At 54.8% G+C, this 24949-nt stretch carries 20 protein-coding genes; 13 read left to right on the top strand and 7 right to left on the bottom strand.

What is annotated here, in order from left to right; all coding sequences use genetic code 11:
- The first annotated feature begins 93 nt into the window (after positions 1-93).
- The 5 genes from ADN00_RS08180 to trxB all read left to right on the top strand — a co-directional run bounded on the left by ADN00_RS08180 (position 94) and on the right by trxB (position 6572).
- Positions 94-1752, top strand: a complete 1659-nt coding sequence (locus ADN00_RS08180) for a CapA family protein (RefSeq protein ID WP_082389983.1) — start codon at positions 94-96, stop codon at positions 1750-1752.
- Positions 1739-3430: a CapA family protein gene (locus ADN00_RS08185; protein ID WP_082389984.1), complete on the top strand. Its 1692-nt coding sequence runs from the start codon at positions 1739-1741 to the stop codon at positions 3428-3430. The genes ADN00_RS08180 and ADN00_RS08185 overlap by 14 nt, the downstream gene beginning before the upstream one ends.
- 30 nt (positions 3431-3460) lie before the next feature.
- Positions 3461-4099, top strand: coding sequence for a cyclase family protein (locus ADN00_RS08190; protein WP_075062569.1), 639 nt, complete (start codon positions 3461-3463; stop codon positions 4097-4099).
- An 88-nt stretch (positions 4100-4187) separates the two neighbouring features.
- On the top strand, positions 4188-5537 hold the full coding sequence (locus ADN00_RS08195) for an aminotransferase class III-fold pyridoxal phosphate-dependent enzyme (RefSeq protein ID WP_075062484.1): 1350 nt from the start codon (positions 4188-4190) through the stop codon (positions 5535-5537).
- A gap of 60 nt (positions 5538-5597) precedes the next feature.
- On the top strand, positions 5598-6572 hold the full coding sequence (trxB, locus tag ADN00_RS08200) for a thioredoxin-disulfide reductase (protein WP_075062570.1): 975 nt from the start codon (positions 5598-5600) through the stop codon (positions 6570-6572).
- A 61-nt stretch (positions 6573-6633) separates the two neighbouring features.
- Here trxB and ADN00_RS08205 read toward each other — a convergent pair whose 3' ends face one another.
- From ADN00_RS08205 to ADN00_RS08230, 6 genes are all read right to left on the bottom strand, one after another.
- Entirely contained in the window at positions 6634-8151 is a 1518-nt protein-coding gene (locus ADN00_RS08205) for a LysM peptidoglycan-binding domain-containing protein (RefSeq protein ID WP_075062485.1), read from the bottom strand.
- Between the two features lie 6 nt (positions 8152-8157).
- Entirely contained in the window at positions 8158-9741 is a 1584-nt protein-coding gene (locus ADN00_RS08210; protein WP_075062486.1) for a LysM peptidoglycan-binding domain-containing protein, read from the bottom strand.
- Entirely contained in the window at positions 9719-11281 is a 1563-nt protein-coding gene (locus ADN00_RS08215; protein ID WP_075062487.1) for a LysM peptidoglycan-binding domain-containing protein, read from the bottom strand. The genes ADN00_RS08210 and ADN00_RS08215 overlap by 23 nt, the downstream gene beginning before the upstream one ends.
- On the bottom strand, positions 11278-11622 hold the full coding sequence (locus ADN00_RS08220; RefSeq protein ID WP_075062488.1) for a histidine triad nucleotide-binding protein: 345 nt from the start codon (positions 11620-11622) through the stop codon (positions 11278-11280). The genes ADN00_RS08215 and ADN00_RS08220 overlap by 4 nt, the downstream gene beginning before the upstream one ends.
- Before the next feature lie 33 nt (positions 11623-11655).
- A complete protein-coding gene (locus tag ADN00_RS08225) occupies positions 11656-12804 on the bottom strand; it encodes a polysaccharide deacetylase family protein (protein WP_152966293.1) in 1149 nt (382 codons plus the stop codon).
- Between the two features lie 77 nt (positions 12805-12881).
- Positions 12882-13967, bottom strand: coding sequence for an inositol-3-phosphate synthase (locus ADN00_RS08230; RefSeq protein WP_075062490.1), 1086 nt, complete (start codon positions 13965-13967; stop codon positions 12882-12884).
- 504 nt (positions 13968-14471) lie between these two features.
- Between ADN00_RS08230 and ADN00_RS08235 the strand changes: the two genes are divergently transcribed.
- The 7 genes from ADN00_RS08235 to ruvA all read left to right on the top strand — a co-directional run bounded on the left by ADN00_RS08235 (position 14472) and on the right by ruvA (position 20330).
- Entirely contained in the window at positions 14472-15242 is a 771-nt protein-coding gene (locus ADN00_RS08235; protein WP_075062491.1) for a response regulator transcription factor, read from the top strand.
- Positions 15243-15290: 48 nt separating this feature from the next.
- A complete protein-coding gene (locus ADN00_RS08240) occupies positions 15291-16076 on the top strand; it encodes a sortase (RefSeq protein WP_075062492.1) in 786 nt (261 codons plus the stop codon).
- 259 nt (positions 16077-16335) lie between these two features.
- A complete protein-coding gene (locus ADN00_RS08245) occupies positions 16336-17568 on the top strand; it encodes a BaiN/RdsA family NAD(P)/FAD-dependent oxidoreductase (protein ID WP_075062493.1) in 1233 nt (410 codons plus the stop codon).
- Positions 17569-17659: 91 nt separating this feature from the next.
- On the top strand, positions 17660-18415 hold the full coding sequence (locus ADN00_RS08250; RefSeq protein WP_075062494.1) for a YebC/PmpR family DNA-binding transcriptional regulator: 756 nt from the start codon (positions 17660-17662) through the stop codon (positions 18413-18415).
- 3 nt (positions 18416-18418) lie between these two features.
- A complete protein-coding gene (ruvC, locus tag ADN00_RS08255) occupies positions 18419-18925 on the top strand; it encodes a crossover junction endodeoxyribonuclease RuvC (RefSeq protein WP_075062495.1) in 507 nt (168 codons plus the stop codon).
- Positions 18922-19731, top strand: coding sequence for a TrmH family RNA methyltransferase (locus ADN00_RS08260; RefSeq protein ID WP_075062496.1), 810 nt, complete (start codon positions 18922-18924; stop codon positions 19729-19731). The genes ruvC and ADN00_RS08260 overlap by 4 nt, the downstream gene beginning before the upstream one ends.
- Positions 19732-19757: 26 nt before the next feature.
- Positions 19758-20330, top strand: coding sequence for a Holliday junction branch migration protein RuvA (gene ruvA / locus ADN00_RS08265; RefSeq protein WP_075062497.1), 573 nt, complete (start codon positions 19758-19760; stop codon positions 20328-20330).
- A gap of 82 nt (positions 20331-20412) precedes the next feature.
- Here ruvA and ADN00_RS08270 read toward each other — a convergent pair whose 3' ends face one another.
- Positions 20413-21723 carry an MFS transporter gene (locus tag ADN00_RS08270; RefSeq protein ID WP_075062498.1) on the bottom strand — a complete coding sequence of 437 codons (1311 nt, stop codon included), beginning with the start codon at positions 21721-21723 and terminating at the stop codon, positions 20413-20415.
- A 238-nt stretch (positions 21724-21961) separates the two neighbouring features.
- Between ADN00_RS08270 and uvrA the strand changes: the two genes are divergently transcribed.
- Positions 21962-24892: an excinuclease ABC subunit UvrA gene (gene uvrA / locus ADN00_RS08275; RefSeq protein WP_075062499.1), complete on the top strand. Its 2931-nt coding sequence runs from the start codon at positions 21962-21964 to the stop codon at positions 24890-24892.
- Positions 24893-24949 lie beyond the last annotated feature (57 nt).

Genomic DNA, 24949 nt, shown 5'->3' on the forward strand with positions numbered 1-24949 from the left:
TTATAGAACAAAATTCTATCAGAAACTATCAATCTTATCCGCCGCCTAAAGTATAATACAGCCATCCCCAGCATCGATAGAAAGTCTAACTGTATGAGGTCTCGATTTATTCGAATTGTCTGTATGTGGCTGTGGGTCGGATGCCTGACTGGCTGCGCGCCGCAGCCGGGGGAGCCTTTAAGCGCACCCACAGAACCGGTGGTAGCCGCTCCGCTGCCGGCTGCGACAGAGAGCGCTGAAACCAGTCCGCTGCGTGTGTGGGTTGACGCCCAGACACCGCCAGAGGTGAGCGCGTTGCTTGTTGGCAAACCGGGGTTTGAAACGACCACGGCAGCCGGCGAGGCCGATGCGATGCTGACTGTGCTGCCACGCGGAGAGGGCGTTGAAATCGCTAACCGGGTTTTTGCGCTGACGGCGGCTTTCCCGACCATCGCGGATGAGTTGGCGTTGGAAGCGTTGAAAGATATTTGGCGAGGTTCTGCCAGCAGTGGAGAAACCGTGATTTTTACGACCGAAGAGGGACTTCTCGCCTTCAACCAGATATGGGGAGAAGCGGGCCCTTCCAGTGTGCAGCAAGTGGATGGGCAGGAGGAAATGATTTCCATGCTGTGGGAAACGAGCGGTTCATTGGGCCTGGTGCCTTTCGAAGCGCTTGACCCGCGCCTGAAGGTGCTGGCGGTGGATGGGATGAATCCGTTGGACAAGGGCTTGAACAGCGAGGCTTACCCGCTGGTGATTCGCTATGGTCTGCTGGAAAACCCGGGCGCGGCAAGGTCCGCGCAGGTAACATGGCCACAGCCGCCCGTGATCACCAACCGGGATGAAAACCGGCTGACTTCGGTGCTACTGACCGGCACCACGGCGCTGTCGCGAACGACCGCCTTTGTGATGGAAGAGAAAGGCATTACCTACCCGGCCAGGGACATTCGCAAGTGGCTGACATCAGCGGATATTACGCACATCAGCAACGAGGTTCCGCTGTTTACTGGCTGCCCGCCAGCCGTGCCGCTGCGGGAAGAAGCCCGCTTCTGCAGCGATCCGCGCTATATTGAGCTGCTGGAATATAGCGGGGTGGATGTGATTGAGCTGACGGGCAATCATCTGCTGGATTGGGGCCCCGAGGCATTTTTGGATACGCTGGCACTCTACGACGAAAAGGGATATGCTTATTATGGTGGGGGAATTAATCCGCAGGCTGGAAGAGAGCCGCTGCTGCTGGAGGAAAACGGGAATAAAATTGCATTCTTGGGCTGCAACGCGGTTGGTCCACAGCAGGTGTGGGCAACCGATACCCAGCCGGGGCCGGCTGAATGCAATCTGGATGAAATGGAAAGCGAAATTCGACGCTTAAAAAATGAGGGGTATGTGGTGATCGCCACTTTTCAGCATTTTGAACTGGATGAATATAAACCCCAATCCAGCCAGCGGATTGACTTTCAACGCGCGGCGCGCGCTGGCGCGGATATTGTCAGCGGATCGCAGGCGCATTCCCCACAGAGCATGACCCTGATTGGCAGGCGTTTCATCCATTACGGTCTGGGAAATTTGTTTTTTGACCAGATGTTCGCCGGATATGACCGTGAATTTCTGGACTTGCATTTCGTGTATGACGGCAGGTATATCAGCACGCGGCTTTACACGGCGCGCCTGGAAGACGCTGCCCGCCCGCGGCCGATGACTTCCAAAGAGCGCAGCGAACTGCTGAGCGCCGTCTTCCAGGCGGCGGATTGGAGCTTCTATGCGGAAGAATAGGGGCGTATTATGGTTGTTGCTGGCCGGTATGTGCCTGGCGGGCTGCGCCAGCAGTGCAGCAGGGCGGGCGGAAGACTTGGGAATCGAGATTTCACGATCAAGCACGCTGACGCCGTTCCAGCCATCCGTGCCAACTTTAACACCCACCCCTCAGGTTGTGCGGTTGGGTGTCGACGGCAGCGTTCCGGCGGCTCTGCAAGACAGCATTCAGCTTAACGGCGGAGTGGCATGGGTGCCAGATGGGCAGCCTGCTGAAGCCGTGATCTCGGTTGTGGGCGCGGATGAGAGCTTGAGCGCGTGGGTTTACGCGCTGGTCGCGCCGTTCCCGACGGTGCGGGATGGTGTCTCGCTGGAGGAGTTGAAAGGATTATGGCGCGGTGAGCCGCTGGATGATCTGCAAGGGCAGCCGCTACATGTGGATGAGGCCACCCGATTATCTTTGGAAGCGCAGTGGGGCGAACCTGCCAGCGGTCTGGTTGAGACTGCGGCGGCAGATGCCCTTTTAGACCTGGCGTGGCAGGCCAAAACCGCCTGGGCGATTGTGCCGTTTGAGCGGTTGGACCCGCGCTGGAAGGTGTTGCGCGTGGACGGCGTTTCTCCATTTGACGCGGATTTCTCGGCGCAGGCGTACGCCCTGACCGTTCATTACGGCCTACTGCCCGGTCCGCGCGCGGTGGCGGCTGGTTCCATTCAATTGCCGCCCTCCAACCGCGACACGCAGAAGATGACATCCCTGTTGATGACCGGGGTTACCGCGTTAACGCGCGCCACAGGCAAGAAAATGGAAACCGAGGGGATGACCTACCCGGCGGTGGATGTGATTGGCTGGTTTGAACAGGCCGACCTGGTGCATATCAGCAATGAAGTGTCTTTTACCGATACCTGCCCGCCGGCCAACCCTGGCCAAACAGCGCTGCAGTTTTGCAGCCGGCCTGAGTATCTGGAACTGCTGGATTATATCGGCGTGGATATTATGGAGTTGAGCGGTAATCACCTGATGGATTGGGGTTGGGACCCGTTCACGCAGTCGATGCAGATCTACCAGGAACGCGGTTGGAAAACGTTCGCGGCTGGGGCCAACCTGGAAGAGGCGCGCCAACCGCTGCTGCTGGAGCATCACGGCAACCACCTGGCTTTCATCAGCTGTAACCCGGCGGGGCCGGCGCGGGTGTGGGCAACTGAGGAATTTCCGGGTGTGGCAACCTGTGATTACGATTGGATGGCTGCCGAAATTCGCCGTTTGCGTGAGGAAGGTTATCTGGTGATTGCCACCCAGCAGTTTTTTGAGTCGTATGGGTTTGAGCCGGGCGCGGAGCAAATTCGGGTGTTTAACATGCTGGCCGACGCGGGCGCGGTGATCGTCAGCGGCAGCCAGGCGCATCACCCGCAGGGGATGGCGTTTACCAATGAGGGTGGATTCATTCATTATGGATTGGGCAACCTCTTCTTTGACCAGATGCGCATGCCGGATGGCGCCGCGCCTGAGTTCTTCTCGGCCGGCCTGCCGATTGCCGGTGTGCGGTTGGAATTTTTGGACCGCCACATTTTCTATGAAGGAAGATACCTGGGCACGGAACTGTACACGGCGGTGTTGGAAGATTACGCCCGCCCGCGTCCGATGACAGACGAAGAAAGAGACCAATTTTTGAGAGAAGCATATAAACGAAGTGGTTGGTAGACCAGCAAATTTTCATTGGGAGGCATGATCATGGCCAAATTTTATGATGTAAGCCTGTCTATTCAGCCGGGGATGCCGGTCTGGCCGGGAGATCCGCTGGTGTCGCTGGATTTAATCTCCCGAATTGAGGATGGTGAAAATGCCAACGTGTCGCGGATGAGCATGGGGGTGCATACTGGCACGCATGTGGACGCGCCGTTCCACTTTGTCGCCGGAGCCGCCACGGTAGAGTCGCTGGCGCTGGATGTGCTGATCGGCATTGCCCAGGTGATCGAGATTGATAGGGCGGTAGGGCAGATCACGGCGGATGTGCTGCGTGGCGCAACCATCAATCCCGGCGTCAGGCGCGTGTTGTTCAAAACGCGCAACTCCGATCTTTGGGCGCGAGGTGAGACCCGTTTTCAAAAAGATTTTGTGGCGTTGAGCGAAGACGCGGCTTTGTTTCTGGTGGATGCAGGCATTCAACTGGTGGGGATTGATTACCTCTCCATCGCTCCGTTTGACGCGGGTGTGCCAACTCATGTGGCATTGTTGACCCGGGGGGTAGTGATCGTTGAGGGTGTCAACCTGGCTGAAGTGCCCGCTGGTATGTATCGCATGATTTGCCTGCCCATGAAGCTAAAGGCGGCTGATGGCGCGCCTGCCCGGATGGTATTGGAAGCAATGTGATTGCTGGATTAATGTGGATTGGCCTGGCTGGGATGGTATGATGATCCTGTGAGAATTTCAATCTGGTTCTATCTCAAAAGGATTTGAAATGGACAAAGATGAAGTTTTAGCGACCTGCATGAAACACAATTTCTGGACCTGGTCGGCGCAAAACCACGCGCACCCCATCGCGGTGGAGCGGGCGGAGGGCGTTTACTTCTGGGATATGGACGGCAAACGCTACCTGGATTTCAACAGCATGGTGATGTGTGCCAATGTGGGGCATGGCGAGCCGCGCATTCGGCAGGCGATGATCGAGCAGATTGAAACCTTGACCTTTGCCGGCCCGCACATGGCCACACTGCCGCGGGCGCGGATCTGCCAAAAGCTGTTGGAAATTGTGCCTGCCGGGCTGGAGAAATTTCTCTTCACCCTGGGGGGCGCGGACGCGAATGAGAACGCGGTCAAGCTGGCGCGTGGATATACTGGCAAGTTCAAGATTTTGAGCCAGTACCGCTCATATCACGGCGCGACCTTTGGCGCGCTGGCGCTGACCGGCGATCCGCGGCGCACAAGTTGGGAGCCAGGGGTGATGCCCGGCGTGGTGCATTTTTCTGGTCCATACCGCTACCGTTCCGCGCTGCACGCAAGCGGAGAAGTAATATCGGATGAGCAACTCTGTCGGGACTATCTGCATCACCTGGAGAACATCATCCGCTTTGAAGGCCCAGAAACCATCGCCGGTATTTTGATGGAAAGTGTTACCGGAACCAACGGCGTTCTGATCCCACCGGACGGTTATCTGGCCGGGGTGCGTGCGTTGTGTGACCGCTACCATATCTGTCTGATTTTGGATGAGGTGATGGCCGGGTTTGGTCGCACGGGAAAATGGTTTGCCTGCCAGCATTGGGGCGTAACTCCGGATATCATGACCATGGCGAAAGGGCTGACAGGCGCGTACGCTCCGCTGGGGGCGGTGGCTATGAAAGCCGAGGTGGCCGCGGCGTATAATGAAAAAGTGTATCAGGGCGGGTTGACGTTTAATGGGCATCCGGTCTCGCTGGCGGCCGCGATTGCGACCATTCAAATGATGCAGGATGATCATATCGTGGATCGGGCAGCGCAGACCGGTCAGGTCTTCGCGCAAGAATTAAAACAGTTGATGGAGAAGCATCCCTGCATTGGCGAAGCGCGCAGTATCGGATTGTTTGGGGCGATTGAATTGGTTAAAAATCGTTCATCCCGGGAGCCGCTGGCCGACTATAACGCCTCCAGCCCCACGATAAAAACCTTGGTAAATGACCTGGAATCGGCAGGTTTGTATATACATGCGCATTGGAATGTTCTTTTGTTGATACCACCGCTGATTATCCGGCCTGAAGAGCTGCGCGAGGGATTCGCGCTGATCGATAAGGCGTTGACGAAGGTCGATCACGAAATCGTGAAATTGAATATGTAACTTTTCCGAGGTAATTTGAATCCAATTACCTGAATACAGATTACGCAGGAGCGAATGATCATGGAATTTAATTTGTCCAATATTTCTTCAGAAAGCAATAAACAAGAAAAAGTACATACCAGTGTGCTGGTTTTGGGGTCCGGGCCGGCAGGGCTTTCGGCGGCGTTATACGCGGCGCGCGCTGAATTGAATCCGGTGGTGTTGGGCGGCATGGAATTTGGCGGTCAGGCTGCTCTGACACACATCATTGAGAATTACCCCGGTTTTCCGGATGGGGTTGGCGGCAGCGACCTGGCAGAACTTTTTAAGAAACAAGCCGAGCGTTTCGGCGCGCGCTTTGAATTTGACGTGGCGACCGAGGTGGATCTCTCCAAACGGCCTTTTTATTTAAAAAGTTACAATAAGGAATATCTGGCGGATACGCTGATTATTACGACCGGAGCCAGCCCGAATCATCTGAATGTGCCGGGCGAGAAAGAACTGACCGGGCGCGGCGTTTCTTACTGCGCCACATGTGACGGCTGGTTCTTCAAGGACAAGGACGTGGCCGTGGTGGGTGGCGGTGACAGCGCCCTGGAAGAAGGTCTGTTCCTGACCCGTTATGCAAAGAGCGTAACGATTATTCACCGCCGCGATCAATTGCGCGCCGGGGCGATCCTTCAGGAGCGGGCAAAAAAGAACGAAAAAATGCGTTTCATTTGGGATTCCATTGTTACCCGCATCAACGGCTCTGAGAAAGTGAATTCCTTGAATCTCAAAAACGTGAAAACTGGTGAGGAATCGGACTTTCCGGTGGACGGCGTGTTCATTTTTATCGGACATACCCCCAACACGCAGTTGTTTAAGGGCCAGTTGGAGATGGACGAGAAGGGATATATTGTGCCGGATTTATTGATGCGCACCAGTGTGCCGGGCGTTTTCGCTGCCGGTGAGATCAACGACCCCAATTACCGTCAGGTGATTACTTCGGCGGGCATGGGCGCGGCAGCGGCCATTCAGGCCACGCGCTTCCTTGAAGATCACGAATCCGCGTAGATCGGTTTGAAAAGCAGAATCAAGAGGCTGGTCTGATGTTTACCAGACCAGCCTTTTTTATTTAAGGAAGAGGGCCAAGCGATTGGACGAGACTTTCCTGGTTGGAGCAGTCGCAAGCGATAACGGTGCGCCCGTATTGCACTAACAATCCCTGGTAGGGGGCTTTTCCATCCTTTGTGATCCAGCCTTCCATGTTGAAGGGAACGGGGCTGTCTGCGGGGACCCATTCACCGTTGTATTTGCGGGCGATATGCACATGCGTGCCGGTCGAGGTACCGCCATCGCAAGAGGGTTGTCCAATCGGATCACCGGCCTTTAGCGCGGTGCCAACTGGCGGTATGGTTTTGGTGGAAAGGTGCAGGTAAAAGATGACCCAACCGGTGCGCTCGTCCTGGTCACCGTCCAGATCGAGGACGGCCACGCCGGTATCTGTGCGCACAATGGTACCGTCAGCCATGGCGATGGCCCACTCTTCGGTGGGCGAGCAGCCGCCAACCACGTTGGGCGGGGCAAAATCGATGGCGGCGTATGGCTGGTCGCTTCCCCATCCCGTGTGCGGGCCGCCGGTATACGCCCAGGCTTTTCCGGGCAGGAAGGGCAATCGAAAGGCGGGCTGCTGTAGGCTGCCGGGAATGTGGGGGGTGGTGTCTGCCCAGGGGTCACCAAACAAATTCGCGTAGGTCTTTTGCAGACCTTCGCCGTGAGTGGCGGTGAAATACTGATCTTTATCCAGCATAGTAGAGAAATACACCTGCAGGGCTACCGTGGCGGCATTTTGCCAGGGGTCGGGGCGCTCAAGGCGTCCGTCGAGGTGCTCAAAGGATGTCAATTTCCCCAGGCGATAGCGGTAAAACTTATCGTTCAAAAAGTTGGCGGCCCAGAGCAGCTGCTGGTAAAGGCCCGGATGCTTGCGATCCTCGTAGCCCAGAACATACGGATTATCCGGGTCGGGCTGCTGCGGATTGGTCAGCCCACCTGTTTGGTACTCAATCAATGCCAGAAGCAGGCGCGGGCTGATGCTGAAATTGGTGGCCACAATTTCAACCAGCTCACCTCCCGATTTCGGCAATCCCCCCGCCACGCCGGTGTAGTCTTTCAGCCAGCCTGGCTGGCTGTTGACAAACTCAACCGTATCAAAACCAACCTGCGCTGGCCCGTAGCCAAACAACCGGTCGGGCAAAATCTGGTACGAACTGCCCCACAACGGCTGGTAGTAGATTGGAATTTGCATGGGCATGCCAGGGGGGAGGGTAGACAGCTCGGCAGGCAGAATGGGGTTGGCTTCGCGGATTTCGGCTTCGGTGGTGTTGAAGCGCACGGCCAGGGCTGGCAGGGTGTCTCCGGGCTGGACGGAATACTCAACCAATTCGCCGGGCTCGTATGCCGGGCGGGTGGGCAGCGGGGTGGGGCTGATACTCTCGGCTTGAGCGGCCTGCTCGGTTTGTTCCTGAAGCAAGTCAAAGGAAATGCGCGGAGAACTGGGGGCGCAGGCGGAGATCAAAACAGGGATCGCGAGAAGAATCTTGAGACCGTTATGTCTCAGGCGTTGAGGGAACCAATAAGGTAAGTTGAATTTCATGGGTGTTTATTCGATGATATCACCGTTCGGCCGTTTTATGCGTGATTCAAATGAGCCGAAAACCGAAGCGGTGCAGGTGTTGTCTGCGTTGGTCATACTGCCCTCATAGGGCTTGCCGCCGGCATGGGCGATCCAGCCGCTGAGATTCATTGGCATGGGGCCGTCTGCCAGAATCCATTCCCCATTATACTTACGCGCGAAGTGAACGTGCGTACCGGTCGACACGCCGCCTTCGCAGGATGGGTGGCCAATGGGATCGTTCAGGTCCAGGAAGGTCCCCACGCTTACGCGACCTTCGCTGGCAACATGCATGTACAGTAAAGCCCATCCGGTTTGCTCGCGGCCGTCACCATCCAGATCCACGATCACCGCGCCGTTTTCCGCCCGCACCACCAGGCCGGGCGCGGATGCGACAATCCATTCATCCGAAGGGACACAACCGGAAGTAACCGACATGGGGGCAAAATCCACGGCCGCCAGGGCGCCGTCGGGTCCCCAGGCGGAATGCGGCCCACCGGTTAACGACCAGGTGTGCCCGGGCGTGAAGGGTAATTCCAGCAAGGGCTGTTTCAGGTTTGGCGGGTAAAGCGGTTCCACGGTTTGGGCGCGCACCCAGGGGTTGCCAAACATCTGCTCGTGGACGGCTGGCAGGCTCTCCTGCCCGTATAAATAGGCGTTCCAATCGTCCTGGTTGTGCAGTTTTGAGAAGAGAACCTGGAGAGCGACACTGCCGGCATTTAAATCCGGCGAAATGCGCAGCATAGTCTTATCGGGAAAGGTCAGGTCGTTAAGAATGCCAGCGCGCCAACCGTAATAGCCGATGGAAAGCTGCTGCACGGCCCAACTGAGCTGTTTGTACAGACCTTTCGTGCGGTAATCAGTCCAGCCCAGCGGGTAATCTTCCTGGGCAAGGTTGGTGGGCTGGCCAAAAACCCAGCCTGATTGAACTTCCAGAATGGAAAGCAGCAGGCGCGGATTGATGGAATTTTCAATGGCGACGCGCTCTATGACCTGCGCGCCAGACAGCCAGCCGGTGGTTAATTCCTGGCGATATTCGCTCAGATATCCACCGGCCTCATTGACATACGCCTGCACATCGAAATCCACGGCGGAAGGTGAAAAAACAATTTCGCTGTCAGGCAATAGCTGAGCGGACGGGCTGGTTTTTTCAAATATCGCCGGAATGATGAGCAGCTGGCCCGGATTGAGCAAAGCATCAGGGGGCAAGGCTTCGGGCGAGGTAATCTGATTGGGTAGGACGCCAAAGCGGGAAGCTAAAGATGGCAGGGTGTCGCCGGATTGAGTGTAGTACAACTGCATGGAGGGGGTGTATTCCGCGAGAGGGGTAGCCTCGGCAGCCCCGCCGGTGCCCAGCGAAGAAGGCTGGGTGGGTTGAAGCGGATCTGGTGTGGGGGTGGACGTGTCCACCGGGGTGGGGGTGAGGGCAACGGCCATTGGCGCAAAGGTGGGCGTTGGCAGCAGGGTGCGGTTGGCAGAGGGATTAAACACACCACAAGCCAGCAGTGTCAGACCGGCGCTGAGGAGCAGGCATATTTTCAGGAAGGGTTTAACGCCAGATTTGGTTTGCATCGCTGCGGTAATCCAATGCCTCTACGCTTTGACCACTCTTGACCAATGATCCGTTATATTCAACACCCGCGCCCTGCGAGATCCAGCCATCCAGGTTAAAGGGCAGGTCGCCGTCGGCAGCTATCCACTCACCATTATACCTTCTGGCGAGGTGTATATGGGTGCCGGTGGAAAAACCGCCTTCACAGGAGGCGTGTCCAATTCGGTCACCTGTCCGCAGGGTGTCGCCGGCATTGACCCGATCATAGGACGCGATGTGTAAATAAACTACGGTCCAGCCGGTGTGTTCCAGACCGTCGCCATCCAGGTCGAGCAGAACGAGCCCGTTTTTCGCATAGGTAACCACGCCATCGGCAACAGCGGTTACCCAGGCATCATTCGGCACGCAGCCCTGCCCACCGCCGGGAGGGGCAAAGTCGATGGCAGCCCAAGCGGAACCGTCACCCCAACCGCCGTGCGGCCCGCCGGTGAAAGACCAGACTGCCCCGGGTTCAAACGGAAGCTGCATGGGCGGCTGGATGAGATCGGCGGGAAGCAGAGGATCAATGGAAAAATCAAAAGGATAGCCGTACAATCCCCGGTAGGTTGAGAAAAGGCCATTTTCAGACACGGCAGCCAACCAGCCGTCGTAGTTGTATAAGTGGCTGAATAAATTCTGCACCCCGGCCGTGGCCGCGTTGATGGCTGGCGAGGGGGGAACCACCGAGCCATCGGTGAGCACATATCCTGAAATGGCATTGATTTTCCAAAGATAGTAGCCGCGGTTGAGCAGGTTGGCCGCCCAGGCAGCCTGGTGATACAAGCCGCTTTTTTGTGGGTCAAAATACCCAAAGGGGTAATCTTCAAATTCGGCGGGTGGGTTGGCGTTGGTCACCCAACCGCTCTGGTATTCGAGAATCGCGGCCAGCAGGCGCGGGTTGACGCTGTATTCACGCGCGATACGCAGCAGCACTTCCGCGCCGGTGTAGGGCTCCTCGTCCAATATCATCTGGTAACTGCTCAAGCGTCCGCCCTGGCGCTCGACCCAGGCAGAAAAGTCAATGATGGCTTCCAGCGGGCCGTTGACCAGCTCGGAGTCGGGGATGATTTTGAAGGATGGGCCTTCGCCGCGCGGGGTTGGGGGCGGAATCAGGATGAGCTGCCCAACCTCGATGACGTCTGGGTTGAGAAGCTGGTTGGCCTGGATCAGCGCCTCAACCGAAACGTTATGCGCCCAGGCGATCTGCGCCAGCGAGTCGCCGGGCTGGACGTAATAAGAAAGGGTCTCGATGCGCAGGGTGGGCTGCTCACGGGTGGGGTCTGGCGTAGGGGTCAGATATGGCGAACCAGGTACGCGGGTGGGGGGCAGCAAGGTGCTGAGGATGGAGTGCGCAACATCGGGCTGGATGGGCTGCAAGTTGGCCGGTGTGATTTGCAGCGTGGCTTGCCATTGAGGATCAATCTCATCCGGTCCGGTGGTACAGCCAGCGACGCCGCTGACCCCGAGAACGGTCAGGGTAATGAAGGTAATCGCACGCTGGAGGAAGTATCCTGTTTTCATTGGCCAGAAAAGGACAATTTGCGACCGCCGATGATATGCAGGTGGAGGTGAAATACCGATTGCCCGGCGTCGGGGCCGGTGTTGATCACCAGCCGGTAGCCGGATTGATCCAGTTTCATTTGAGCGGCCATTTGCCGGGCGACCAGCAGCATGTGACCGAAGAGCTGTTCATCCCCGGCCTGGGCCTGGTTCAGCGATTCAATGTGGTGGTTGGGAACGATAAGGATGTGCACCGGCGCGATTGGAGAGCGGTCTTCGAACGCGGTTACCAGCTCATCGTGATAAAAGCGGCGATGAGGAATTTCGTTCGCGACAATTTTGCAGAAAACGCAGGTGTCCATTTGTAAAAATGTGCAAGATCTATGCCGGTGGTTTTATTCCGGCTCAACGGAAAGAGCCCCGTATTCTTCCTGACAAACAATCTGGTAATACTCCATCTCCACCGCGTGGGTTTCCTGGGCGGCCAGAGCCGCGTCTTGCCCAATTCTGCGGACTATATCGATATAGCGGGAAGCGTCCGCGTCCCAAAAGCGAGGAAGAACCATCAGCGGGTTGGCAACGTCCCCTTCGGGAATGAGCGCGGGGCGGTTGGCGTCTTTTTCTTGCGCGTTGGGAATCCAGTTATACATCAACGGACCGCGCGGGTTGGTGGTGAAGCCCACCTTATATCCCAATTCCAGGGCAATTTCGGCAGCCTGGGGGGTGAAGCCGCCGCCCGGCCAGATGTAAGCAACCGGGGCCTTGCCAAAGGTTGCCAGAATCGAATCGCGGGAGCCCTGCAGTTCGGAACGAATAAAGGCTTCATCAGAGAGGGCGGAAATATTGATATTGTGCACAACGCCGTGCGCCTGGTGATCCACCCAGCCCTCGGTTTGCAGGCGCTGGTTTTCCTGGATTACCTGCGGGTTGGGGTCTGTTTTGCTGATCCAGGCGTTAACGACCACACCGCCGCTCTCCGCGAGAAATGGTTTGAAATGACTTTCATAGTAATCAGCAAAGTGGAGGTCGTCTGAGATCAAGACAACCGATCGGGGCGGTATCCATTCGTTTTCATATAAAAATTCGACCAGTTGATCCATACTGATAATTTCAAAATCCTGATCTTTCAGGTCGCGCATCAAGCGGTCCAGGGTCTCATGGGAGATCTGATAAACTTTATCGGCCGGGCCGTCGGTGATGGAGTGGAACATGATCGGCATCACCACGGTGCCGGGTTGGGCTTTGGCAGGGTCGAGGCGGTTTTTTAAGTACGCGCACACGTCCTGTTCGTAGGAGCGGGGAGCGTCTGCTTTGTTGAGCAGGCTGGTCTGAAAGACACCCGGCAAAGCGGGCGGCGTTCGCACAACGGTGGGAGTTGGCTGAGGGGTGGGGGTTTGAGTCGGCAGGGGTGTGGCTGTCGGCACCGACCAAGTCGCCGTCAGCAGCGCCGATTCAAAGACCTGCGTTGCAGTCAGGTCCGCGCTGGCCTGGCTGGAGGAAGCAGAGCAGGCGGCCAGCCCACCTGCCAGTAAGCATACTGGCAACGCGAGAAGCCGCCTGATCCAAGTGCTCTGTGGAAATCGCATTAAAGATTTCAAAAATAGGAACCGTTAATCTCTACTTACTCGCTGACCTCGCCGCGGATAAAGGCTTCAGTCATATCGCGGGCAATTGAGTCTTTGAACTGTTTGGGTGGAGTCTTCATGAAGTAAGACGCGGGGGCGTAAATGGGACCGGACATGCCGCGGTCCAGCGCCAGTTTGGCGCAGCGGACGGCGTCGATGATCACGCCGGCAGAGTTGGGCGAATCCCACACTTCAAGCTTGAGTTCGGCGTTGAGCGGCACCTCACCAAAGGTCGTGCCTTCCATGCGGATGTAGCACCATTTTCGGTCAGTCAGCCACGGCACGTAATCGCTAGGGCCAACATGAATGTTGTTGTGGTCAATCTCGTAAGGCAGCATGCTGGTTACCGCGCCGGTTTTGGAAATTTTCTTGGATTCTAGGCGCTCGCGCTCGAGCATGTTGAGGAAGTCGGTGTTTCCGCCAAAGTTGAGCTGGTAAGTGCGGTCGAGGCGCACGCCGCGGTCTACAAAGAGGCTGGTCAGCACGCGGTGGGTGATGGTGGCGCCAACCTGGCTCTTAATGTCGTCACCGATGATGGGCAGTCCGCGCTCAACAAAGCGCTTCGACCAGTATTCCGAGCTGGAAATGAACACTGGAATGGCGTTCACAAACGCACAGCCGGCTTCCAATACCTGCTCAACGTACCATTTGGTGGCCATCTCGGAGCCAACCGGCAGGTAGTTGACCACCACATCGGTTTTGGTGTCTTTGAGAATTTGCACAATATTGTCAGTGGGGCCAGGCGCCTTTTCTACCACTTCCGATAAATACTTTCCCAAACCATCATGGGTCATGCCTCGGTTGACTTTAACACCCATGTGCGGAACGTCGCAGAATTTGTAAGTGTTGTTTGGGTAAGCGTATATCGCCTCAGACAAGTCTTTGCCCACTTTGGTAGTAACAACGTCAAAGGCAGCTGAAAACTCGACGTCGCTAATATGATACCCGCCCAGGTTAACATGCATTAAACCGGGAACCTGATCGGTGTCTTTGGCATTGCGATAAAAATGGACACCTTGCACGAGCGATGAGGCACAGTTACCAACCCCAATGATCGCTACGCGTACTTTTTTGTTGCTCATATTGAATTACGCTCCTTTTCTTGGGAATTACTTCATTTCAACTGAAAGTAAATAATACCTGATGGGGTTTGCCTCCCCTGGATGAAAATGGATGAAAGCATATCTCCCATTGAGGAGAATTATACTCTTTAAGAAAGCAGATTTCCACATAAAAGGGCATGTATTTGAACGGCGTGTAGATTTGAACATGGAATCTTACTATGGGGTGGTTACAGGATATCGGGTTGGCATGTAGAGAAGAGGATTGGTTGTGGTGAAAAAGTTGACAATTATTGGTTGCGTTTGTATAATTTTTTTATAATTGATTTATTATTTAACAGGTAAAAATTTGCTAATCACATAATTAGTAAACCCCTGCATTTCATTACAGGATGCGTCGATCCAGACATTTTAATTGGTCGCTTTGCTCACATTGAGCGGAGTGTCTGGGGAGCAAAGTAGCGAAACCGGCCTTAGCGGCCGTTTTTGTTTAATTCAGCATATCTTTGAGGAGGGAAACACTGCATGGAAGAATTGACATCCAAAGAGGTAAAACAAGAAGTATCGAGTGGTATTGGCGTCGACTTGGACCAGGTTGACGGTCAGGAGCGGCAGCGAATTCTGGTGATTGACGATGAGGCCGATACCAGCTATCTCTTAAAACAAATTTTACGGATTGCCGGGTACAACGTTTTATCGGCGGCAAATGGCGCCGAAGCCATCAAGAAGACCATGGAATACTCTCCAAACTTGATTTTGCTGGACATCATGATGCCGGAGATGGATGGATGGCAGACTTTTGAGTATTTAAAGCGCATGACCAATGTACCGGTGATTGTCGTTTCCGCGCTGACCTCCAAAGATCATATTGTTGATGGGCTGCGGCAGGGGATTGATGACTATATTCCCAAACCGTTTTATAACGCTGAGGTGATTGAGCGGGTGAACGCCGTATTGCGCCGCACCAACCGGCCGCAAGAAATTACGCGCCTGGTCTTTCCGTCGGTGGGCCTGACGATTGACCTGATTAATCAGGAAGTTGAGCTTTTGGGCAACAGTATTCGCCTGACACCCAAAGAATTTTCGGTGTTATCGGTGTTGGCAAAAAACGCGCCGGCGATTGTGCCGTACGAAAAGATCTCCCACCTGGTATGGGGAGAAGATTCATCGGACGTGCGCAAGCGCACCAAATATCTGATCTATCTTTTGCGCCAAAAATTTGATAAGATTTCATCTGGATCCCAGCTGATTCTCAATGTGGACCGCCTGGGATACAAACTGCAAACGGAGAATTAATCGTTATCCTGTCAGGAATCTGCCGCGTGTGGAGTTAAAGGTGTCAAAATGAAAACGCCCAGGCAATTCAGCATCAACGAAAACTGGCTGGTCATGGTTGGCTTAGTGCTGGTCGTTTGGGGGGTGATTGGCGCGGCAGGGGTGTTTGAATCGGGAGGGTTGCAGAATATCTTCAACGGCGGCGTGCAGGCCGATGGCGAGGGATTTGTGCCGTATTCTGTGCCGTTGGACGAAGAATCCCTGGCTATTCTGGAAGAAGCTACCAAACTCGAAGGCGGCTCGGGGCTGGCGCCTATGATCGAAAAGGCGGATATCCGCCTCTCAGGGAAGGAAGATGACCAGGCAACGCCGATGCCTACACCTACACCGCCACCGCCCGCTGATCCCAACCGTGTAGTGATTCCAAAAATTGAACTGGTTGCCCCAGTGATTGAGGCAAAATCGCGGAAAACCTGGATGGCAGCCGAGCAGTATGAACAATGGCTGGCCCCCGATGAGTTCGCGGTTGGCTGGCATGGCGATTCGGCCCGTTTGGGAGAGGTTGGAAACACGGTTCTGAATGGTCACCACAACATCCACGGTCAAGTTTTTCGCGACCTGGAAAAATTGGAGACCGGTGATGAAATTATAGTGTACGGGAATGGAATTCCTTTTTCTTATGTGGTGGTGAATAAGATGATTTTGCCTGAAAAGAACGCGGCGCCTGAAGTTCGTTTGGAAAACGCTCGCTGGATTATGAAATCCGACGATGAGAGGCTTACCCTGGTTACTTGCTGGCCGTTTGAATCGAACACACACCGTTTGATTATTGTGGCTGTTCCCGCGCAGAAATGAAAAGCCCTGCCTTGAGGGCAGGGCGAGGAGTGTTGGCTTGGATAGTGCAATGAAGCGGCAGCGTCTGGCGGGGTGTTAAAACTCCTCAATACCGTTATGATGACCAGAAAAATTGTTTAATAATGATCGTTACCAAAATCACTGTGGTGATACCAGTAAAAGGTGTGAATTTCAGGTAATGAACTGGTTTGATTGTAATACGAAATCAGTAAAATAGCCAGCGAATCCGGATGATATTTATGCAAAATTTAGGTGGGCGATGCGGGTAGGTGTGATTGGAGCCGGTCCGGCAGGAATGATGGCCGCCTGGCAGGCCGCAAAGCACGGCACGCGGGTGGTGCTTTTTGATTCCAACGCACGGCCCGGTAAAAAACTGCTGATTACAGGCAGTGGACGATGCAACTTATCCAATACGAAATGCGCCCCAGAGCGTTATACCTGCGACGAATCGGATTTTTTAAGCCGGGCTTGGGCAGAGTTTTCTCAAGCTGATTTAGTCAATCTGCTTGGTGAGTTGGGCATTCCGCTTTACGCAACAGACGACGGCTGGTATTACCCACTTTCCAATTCGGCCGCGAATGTGGCGGAAATTTTGATCGAGCTTCTGGTGGCGGCCGGGGTGGAGTTCGTCCCTGAATCCAGAGTGGTTCAGATTTCTCCGGCTGGTTACGGTTTCAAGGTTTATTGTGGGAATAAAGAGAAGCCGGTGTACGTGGACAGCCTGGTCGTGGCGAGCGGAGGGAAGGCTTATCCGCAAACAGGGTCCGACGGCAGCCTCTTTCCCATCATTCGCGGGCTGGGACACCGAATTCTACCTACCCGTCCTGCGCTGGCTCCTGTGCTGCTGGAAGGCGGGACAACTAGCTTGTTGAAAGGGGTTCGCCTGGACGCCGGCTGTATGCTGGTGAAGAATGAAAAGGTCGTTGAGTCCACGGTTGGCAACGTCATTTTCACCGAGTGGGGCATGAATGGACCCGGCGTGATGGACCTTAGCCACTGGATAGAAAAACCTGAGCAGGAAGATTACCGGCTTGTCGTTAATTTTCTGCCAGGCAAGGAATCGCTTCTTTTTGATTTTCTTCAACAAGGAGCGCAAAATGGATTGAGCACCCGCGCCGTGTTGTTGGGACTGCTGCCTGAGAAGGTCGTTAGCTGGGCAATGGATGGCCTGGATATCGAACCCAACCAGTTAGCAGGTGATTTGTCCCCAGAGCAGGCTAACACGTTGGCCCGGAAGCTCACCTCCACCTCGCTGAAAGTGCTGGGGGTAAAGGGCTATTCTCACGCGCAATGTTCGACTGGCGGTGTGGCCGTGTCTGAAGTGAATGGAAGCACGATGGAGTCAAAAATCGTCCCGGGGATATTCTTTGCCGGAGAAGTGCTGAACGTGAACGGCCCGTGTGGAGGGTATAACCTGCATTGGGCGCTCACCAGCGGACGGATCGCCGGCAGGGGGGCGGCGTTGAGAGGGAAGATGTCCAGTCTGGATTGAGACGCTTAACGAAGAGGTGCGCCGCCGGATTGCATGGTATAATTTGTTCAATCATATTCATCCTGTTTAGGATCTTTGTGGAGAAAAAGGTATGTCTGGTCATTCTAAGTGGTCAACCATTAAACGGAAGAAGGGTGCAGCTGACGCAAAACGTGGTCAGATCTTCACCAAACTGGCACGCGAAATTGTTATGGCAGCCCGCGAAGGCGGGGGAGACCCGAACGCCAACTTCCGGTTAAGGCTTGCGGTTGATAAAGCGCGCCTGCAGAACATGCCCAAAGACAGCATAGACCGGGCCATCAAACGTGGCACGGGTGAGAGCAAAGACGGTGAGACTTTCGAGCAGATCACCTATGAAGGCTACGGTCCTAACGCTGTGGCGTTAATGATTGAATGCTTCACAGAAAACCGAAACCGCACGGTGGCTGAGTTACGCCATGTGCTCTCACGGTCGGGTGGCAGTTTGGGCGAATCGGGTTCTGTCGCGTGGCAATTTGATCGCGTCTCGTTTTTTGAAATCCCCGCGGAAGGCGTTGATTTTGACAAGATTTTCGAGATCGCGGTGGAAGGCGGAGCCGATGATGTTACCATGGAAGACGACCTCATTGAGGTGATTGCCCCAGTCGAATCATTCAAGGCGCTCAGCATCCTGCTGGATAAACAGGGCATTAAATTCAACGAAGCTGGTCTGAAAATGGTGCCGAAACAAGAACTCACTCTGGGTGTTGAAGATACGCTGCAAGTGATGCGCACCATTGAAGCTGTGGAAGACCTGGACGATGTGCAGAATGTGTACTCGAACATGCGCATTTCCGAGGAGGCCATGGCGGCGCTGGAAGAGGATTAGTCCATGCGCGTTCTGGGGATAGATCCGGGAACGGCGACCACCGGTTTTGGCCTTGTGGATGAAACCGAGCGCGGTGAACTGGTTGTAGCCGATTACGGTGTGATCGAAACCCAAGCCGGTACTCCCATGGAGCTGCGTCTCTTGGAGCTGTACCACAAAATGCAAGAATTATTGTTTCTCCACCGGCCGGAGCGCGGCGCGGTGGAGAAACTTTTTTTTCAGCGCAATGTAACTACGGCGATTTCAGTGGGGCAGGCGCGCGGTGTGATATTGTTGGCGCTGGCCGAATCCAATATTCCCGTTGCGGAATACGCGCCTCTGGAAATCAAAATGGCGATCACTGGATATGGCGTGGCTGACAAGAAACAGATGCAGCAAATGGTGCAGTCGCTGCTGCGCATGCCCAAATTACCCAAGCCAGACGATGCCGCTGACGCGCTGGCGGTGGCGATTTGTCACCTACACCGCTACCGGCTGGATGATTTGTCTCTTATGGGCGGGGCTGAATGACTGAAATCATCACCAGCTTATCCAACCCGCGTATCAAGCAAATCCGCAAGCTGCGCGAGCGCAAAGAGCGCGCAAGTAGCGGTCTGTTCTTCATTGAGGGCTTGCGGATTGTGGGAGACGCGTTTGACCATGGCAGCCCCATCGAGAGCCTGGTGTGCGCGCCAGAGCTGTTGGAGAGTGAGTTTGGCTTGTCGCTGGTAGAGAAAGCGCGCAGCCAGGGCATTGCCGTGCTGGAAGTCAGTGCCGATGTTTTTCAATCGCTTTCCACCAAAGAAGGTCCGCAGGGACTTGCTGCTGTCGCGCGGCAGGTTTGGAGCTCCATCGATGAAATCCAAATGGACAGCAAAGACTTGTGGGTGGCGTTGGATTCCGTGGCAGACCCTGGCAATCTTGGCACGATCCTGCGCACTCTGGACGCGGTGGACGGCAAAGGCGTGATTTTGCTCGACCACTGTACTGATCCGTTTGATCCATCTTGTATGCGCGCCAGCATGGGTTCGATTTTCACCATGCGGGTGGTAAAGTGTACGTTTGAAGAATTTGCCGGTTGGAAGCAGCGCCAGCCGTTCTTTCTGGTGGGTACATCGGATCGCGCCGAAACCGATTACGAAGCAACCACATACCCGCTGCCGCTGGTGCTGCTGATGGGCAGCGAGCGGATGGGGCTGCAGAGCCACCATGTTTCTTTGTGTGATCAGATGGTCAGCCTGCCCATGCGCGGCGCGATGGATTCGCTTAATCTGGCTGTGGCAACGGGCGTAATGCTGTACCAGATACATTCTTACCAACGGAAACTTCAATCATAACCGTAATTGGAACGGGCTGAGGGACTATGATCGCAAGCATAAGCGGAAAAGTGTTGTCGCATGATGATGAGAGCCTGGTGGTAGACGTTGGCGGCGTGGGTTTGCGCGTTTACTCCACACGGGAAGTGTGCAGCCAGGCGCGCGCGGGGGAGCCAATTTTCTTGCACACGCATCTGGTAGTGCGGGAAGACGCCCTGACCCTGTTTGGCTTTGAATCTGAAAAAGAACGCGATTTCTTTTTGCTGCTGCTGGGGGTCAATGGAATTGGCCCGCGAATTGCTCTGGCAACACTGTCCACCCTCTCCATTGACGCCATTCGCCGGGCAGTGCTCAGCGAGCAGCCAGAGGTGTTCAGCCGCGTGCCAGGGATTGGCAAAAAAGGGGCGCAACGTGTGTTCCTGCACTTGCAGGGCCGGGTTGGAGAAGGCGAGGCCTTTGCCGCTTCGAGCGCGCCCGACATTGACGCGATGGTGCTGGAGGCGCTCACGGGATTGGGTTACAGCGTAGTCGAAGCGCAGACAGCGATCCAGTCCTTGCCGAAAGACGCGCCTGAAGATGTGGAAACGCGGTTGATGCTGGCGCTGCAATTCTTTAGCTGAGTTAGGAGTGGATTCAAGGGGAAAAAATGGAAGACGCACTGAGGCGTCTTCTTTTGATTCACGTCTATCGCTGGGTGGTCAATCAGCTGGCGGCTTCGGTGGAAAGCTGCATAAACTTATCTTCTTCCACCTCGGCCACGGCGATGGCTTCTTTTTCATCCACGCGCGTTAACAGCAGACCACCAGCGGCAAAGAATATGATTAACGAGACAATACTGAGGCGGCTGCCACCCATCAGGCGGCTGACCAGGCCAAACAGCAGCGGCCCAACGGTTCCCGCGATTTTTTCGGAAATGCTGAAGAAACTGTAAAACTCGGCTGATTTGCTTTTGGGCATCATGCGGCCGCACAGAGACCGGCTGAGCGCCTGGCTGCCGCCCTGCACGGTGGCAACCGCGAAACCGAGAATCCAAAAATGAATTTCTTTTGTCAGGAAGTAGCCGCCAATCGCAATCAGGGTGTAGATGAACAGGCTGAGCAGAATGGAACGCTTGGTGCCCAGTTTTTTTGCCAGCCAGCCAAACAGGTACGCGAAGGGAATAGCCACGAACTGCACCATCAGCAGGGTACCGATGATGGTGGTGGTGGAGAACTGAAGTTCTGCGCCGTAGATGCTGGCCATGTAGATGATGGTGCCGATGCCGTTGTTGTACAGCCAGAAGGCGGCGATAAATTTGCTCAATTGTTTGTATTTTTGAATTTCACTGAAGGTGTGAGCCAAGCGACCAAAGCTGGCCTGGAAGGGATTACTGCCTTTCTCTCCTTCCAGTATGCGGCGTGTTGGTTCAGGAACGTATTTCCACAGGGGAATGGTAAATATCAGCCACCAAACCGCCACCGACAGAAAAGAAAGCCGCGTCATCAGTTCGGTTTGTGAATCGGGGGTGAACATAATCATGCCCAGGTTGACGGCCAGCAGCAGACCGCCGCCCAGGTAGCCCATGGCGTACCCGCGCGAAGAAACCTGGTCAATCTCTTCGGGACGCGCAATGTGCGGCAAGAGTGAGTCGTAGAAGACATTGGCGCCGGCAAACCCAACGTTGCCGATGATAAAGAATAGTGAAGCCATCAGCCAGTCGCCGGAGCGGACAAAGAAGAGCAAGGCGGTTCCAGTAACACCGGCCAGCACAAAAGCGGTGAGGAATTTCTTTTTAGCGCCGCTGAAGTCGGCCATTGCTCCGAGAATGGGACCCAGGATGGCGACCAGGATCAGCGCGATTGAGGTAGTGAAAGCCCAATTGGAGGTTGCCACATTGGGTTCCAGGTTTGAGGACGCGACCGTGGAATAATATACCGGCAAAACGGCGGCGGCGATGGTTGTGGCGAAAGTGGAGTTGGCCCAATCGTACAGGGTCCAGGAAGTGATGGCGCGTTTGTGTTCTTTCTCGCTCATGGCGGCTCGCTTTCTAAAAAGATATAGGAAGATTATACAGTTATGATGTCAAATTAAGGAAACAAATTGAGTTAAGAGTATATTTGGGTTTGGATAAGCAATTGACAAAATTGTGCGATTGAAGGTTAAGAGAACCGGAGATAAGAATTGGGGACTGGTATAATAGAAAGTTGACCGATATAATAAGAACAGGTATTCTAATATTGAATTAACCTGGCAGCAAAAAGGAACGGTTGGAATGACAAGAGATGTAATCCGGGTGGTTGGCGCCCGCCAACATAATCTAAAAAATATCACCGTGGAAATACCACGCGATCAATTTGTTGTGATCACCGGCCTGTCGGGGTCGGGGAAATCTTCTCTGGCGTTTGACACGATCTTTGCCGAAGGACAGCGGCGGTATGTTGAATCTCTGTCAGCATACGCGCGGCAGTTTTTGGGGCAAATGAACAAACCCGAAGTCGATTCGATTGAGGGGCTGTCTCCTGCGGTTTCGATTGATCAGAAAGCTACATCTCACAACCCGCGCTCCACGGTGGGGACGGTAACAGAAATTTACGATTATTTGCGCCTTTTATTCGCGCGGGTGGGCGTACCGCACTGCCCGGTCTGCGGGCGAGAAGTGGTACAGCAGTCTGCTCAGGAGATTGTGGACGCGGTTGAAAGTCTTCCCGATGGCAGCAAGCTGCTTATCTTATCTCCGATTGTGCGCGGGCGGAAAGGAACCTACCAGGCAGTCTTCGATGAAGTTCGCAAAGCGGGTTTCGCGCGTGTGCGGGTGGACGGTGAGGTTTACAACCTGGATGATGACATCAAGCTGGACCGGTATAAGGCGCATGACATTGAGGCTGTTGTTGACCGCCTCATTGTGCGCCGCCACGAGCAGGCGGATGAAGAGCAGGCGGCACGCTCGCGGCTGACCGACTCAATTGAAACCGCCCTGCGTGTGGGTGAAGGCTATATGAAAGTGTTGAGCCTTTCAACTGAACCCGCGACAGAGATGTTCTTCTCAGAGCACCTGGCTTGCCCGGAGCATGGAATCAGCCTGCCCGAAATTGAGCCGCGCACCTTTTCTTTCAATACGCCGCATGGAGCCTGTCCGGATTGCCAGGGCTTAGGCAGCAAATTGGAGATTGACCCGGAATTGTTGATCCCCAATAAGGACCGCTCACTGAAAGAGGGCGCGATCATCGCCCTAGAGTGGAACACAACTCGAACCCAAGAATATGGCGGTTATTACTGGCAGATGGTAGAAGCCGTTGCAAAAAATTATGAGATTGATCTCAACCGGCCGGTGCGCGAGCTTACGCCCGAACAGCTTAATATCCTGCTGTATGGGACCAATGGGCACGAGATTAAAGTAAACTTCCACGGGCGGAATGACCGATTATCCACGGTGCAGACTTCCTTTGAGGGTGTGATCAACAATCTCGAACGGCGGTTCAAGGAAACCCAGTCGGATTACATTCGCAATAAAATTCAGGAATACATGAGTGACCGTCCCTGCCCCACCTGCAAGGGAGCGCGATTGCGCCCGGAAGCCATGGCGGTAACGGTAGCGGGCAAGAACATCATTGAAGTAACCAGTTGGGCAGTGATCGATACCTTAAACTGGGTGGATACGCTGGAACAGGACGAAAACATTCTTTCGCCGCGGCAAAAAACTATTGCCGACCGGATATTGAAAGAAATCCGGGCGCGGTTAGGCTTTCTGGTGGATGTGGGCCTGGATTATCTGACCCTTAATCGTTCTGCCAGCACACTTTCTGGCGGCGAGGCACAGCGCATTCGCCTGGCGACTCAGGTAGGCTCGCGCTTGATGGGGGTTTTGTACGTTTTGGATGAGCCTTCGATTGGGCTGCATCCGCGCGATAATACCCGCTTATTGAACACGCTCAAAGGTTTGCGCGACCTGGGAAATACCGTGCTGGTGGTGGAGCACGATGAAGAGACGATCCTTTCCGCGGATTGGATTGTGGACCTGGGGCCTGGCGCGGGAGAACACGGCGGAGAACTGATTGCTGAGGGAACCCCGCAGCAGATTTTAACGCATCCCCGCTCGCTGACCGGCGCGTATCTCTCGCGGCGCATTCAAGTACCTATGCCCGAACAGCGCCGCACTGGCAACGGCAAGCACCTGCGACTGGTGGGAGCGCGGGCTAACAATCTGAAAAACCTGGATGTGGATATTCCCTTGGGGAAACTGGTTTGCATCACGGGCGTCTCAGGCTCTGGAAAATCTACCATGATGGTGGACATTCTCTACCAGGTTCTGGCGCGGGATTTGAATGGCGCGCACACCTATCCAGGCGAGTATGACCGCCTGGAGGGTTTGGAATACCTGGATAAAGTGATTAACATTGACCAGTCGCCGATTGGGCGCACTCCGCGCTCCAACCCGGGCACCTATACCGGATTGTTCGATGAAATTCGCAAGCTGTTCACCGAACTACCCGAAAGCAAAATGCGTGGTTACAAAGCCGGACGTTTCTCGTTCAATGTGCACGGTGGGCGTTGTGAAGCCTGCCAGGGCCAGGGGCAACTGAGAATCGAAATGCAGTTCCTGCCAGATGTGTATGTGCCCTGTGATGTGTGTCACGGCGCGCGTTTTAACCGCGAGACGCTGCAAGTGAAATTCAAAGGACTGTCCATAGCCGATGTGCTGGATTTGACTGTGGATCACGCGATGGAAGTATTCTCTGCCTTCCCCTCGATCATGAACAAGCTGGCGACCTTGCAGGATGTGGGGTTGGGATACATCCACATTGGCCAGCCTGGAACCACTCTTTCTGGCGGTGAGGCGCAGCGGGTTAAACTTTCCAAAGAACTCTCACGCCGGGCAACCGGAAAAACGCTGTATGTGCTGGATGAACCTTCGGTTGGGTTACACGCCGCTGATGTGCACAAACTCATTGAAGTGCTGCAAAGACTGGTGGATAATGGCAACAGCGTGCTGATTATTGAGCATAACCTTGACATTATCAAAGTGGCAGATTACATTATCGATCTAGGACCTGAAGGCGGTCACCGTGGAGGCAGGCTGGTGGCCGCGGGAACGCCAGAAGAAGTGATGGCGGTTAAAGAGTCTTACACGGGGCAGTATCTGGTGAAATACCTTGCAGAGAACCACCAGGATGCGTTTCTACCAGAATCGGGCGATATCAGGTAGAATCCAAGGAACTGGTCATTCATACAACAATTCAGTGACCTTTGCCAGGGAGACTTA

The sequence above is a fragment of the Ornatilinea apprima genome, from assembly GCF_001306115.1.
In the GTDB taxonomy this organism is placed as follows: domain Bacteria; phylum Chloroflexota; class Anaerolineae; order Anaerolineales; family Anaerolineaceae; genus Ornatilinea; species Ornatilinea apprima.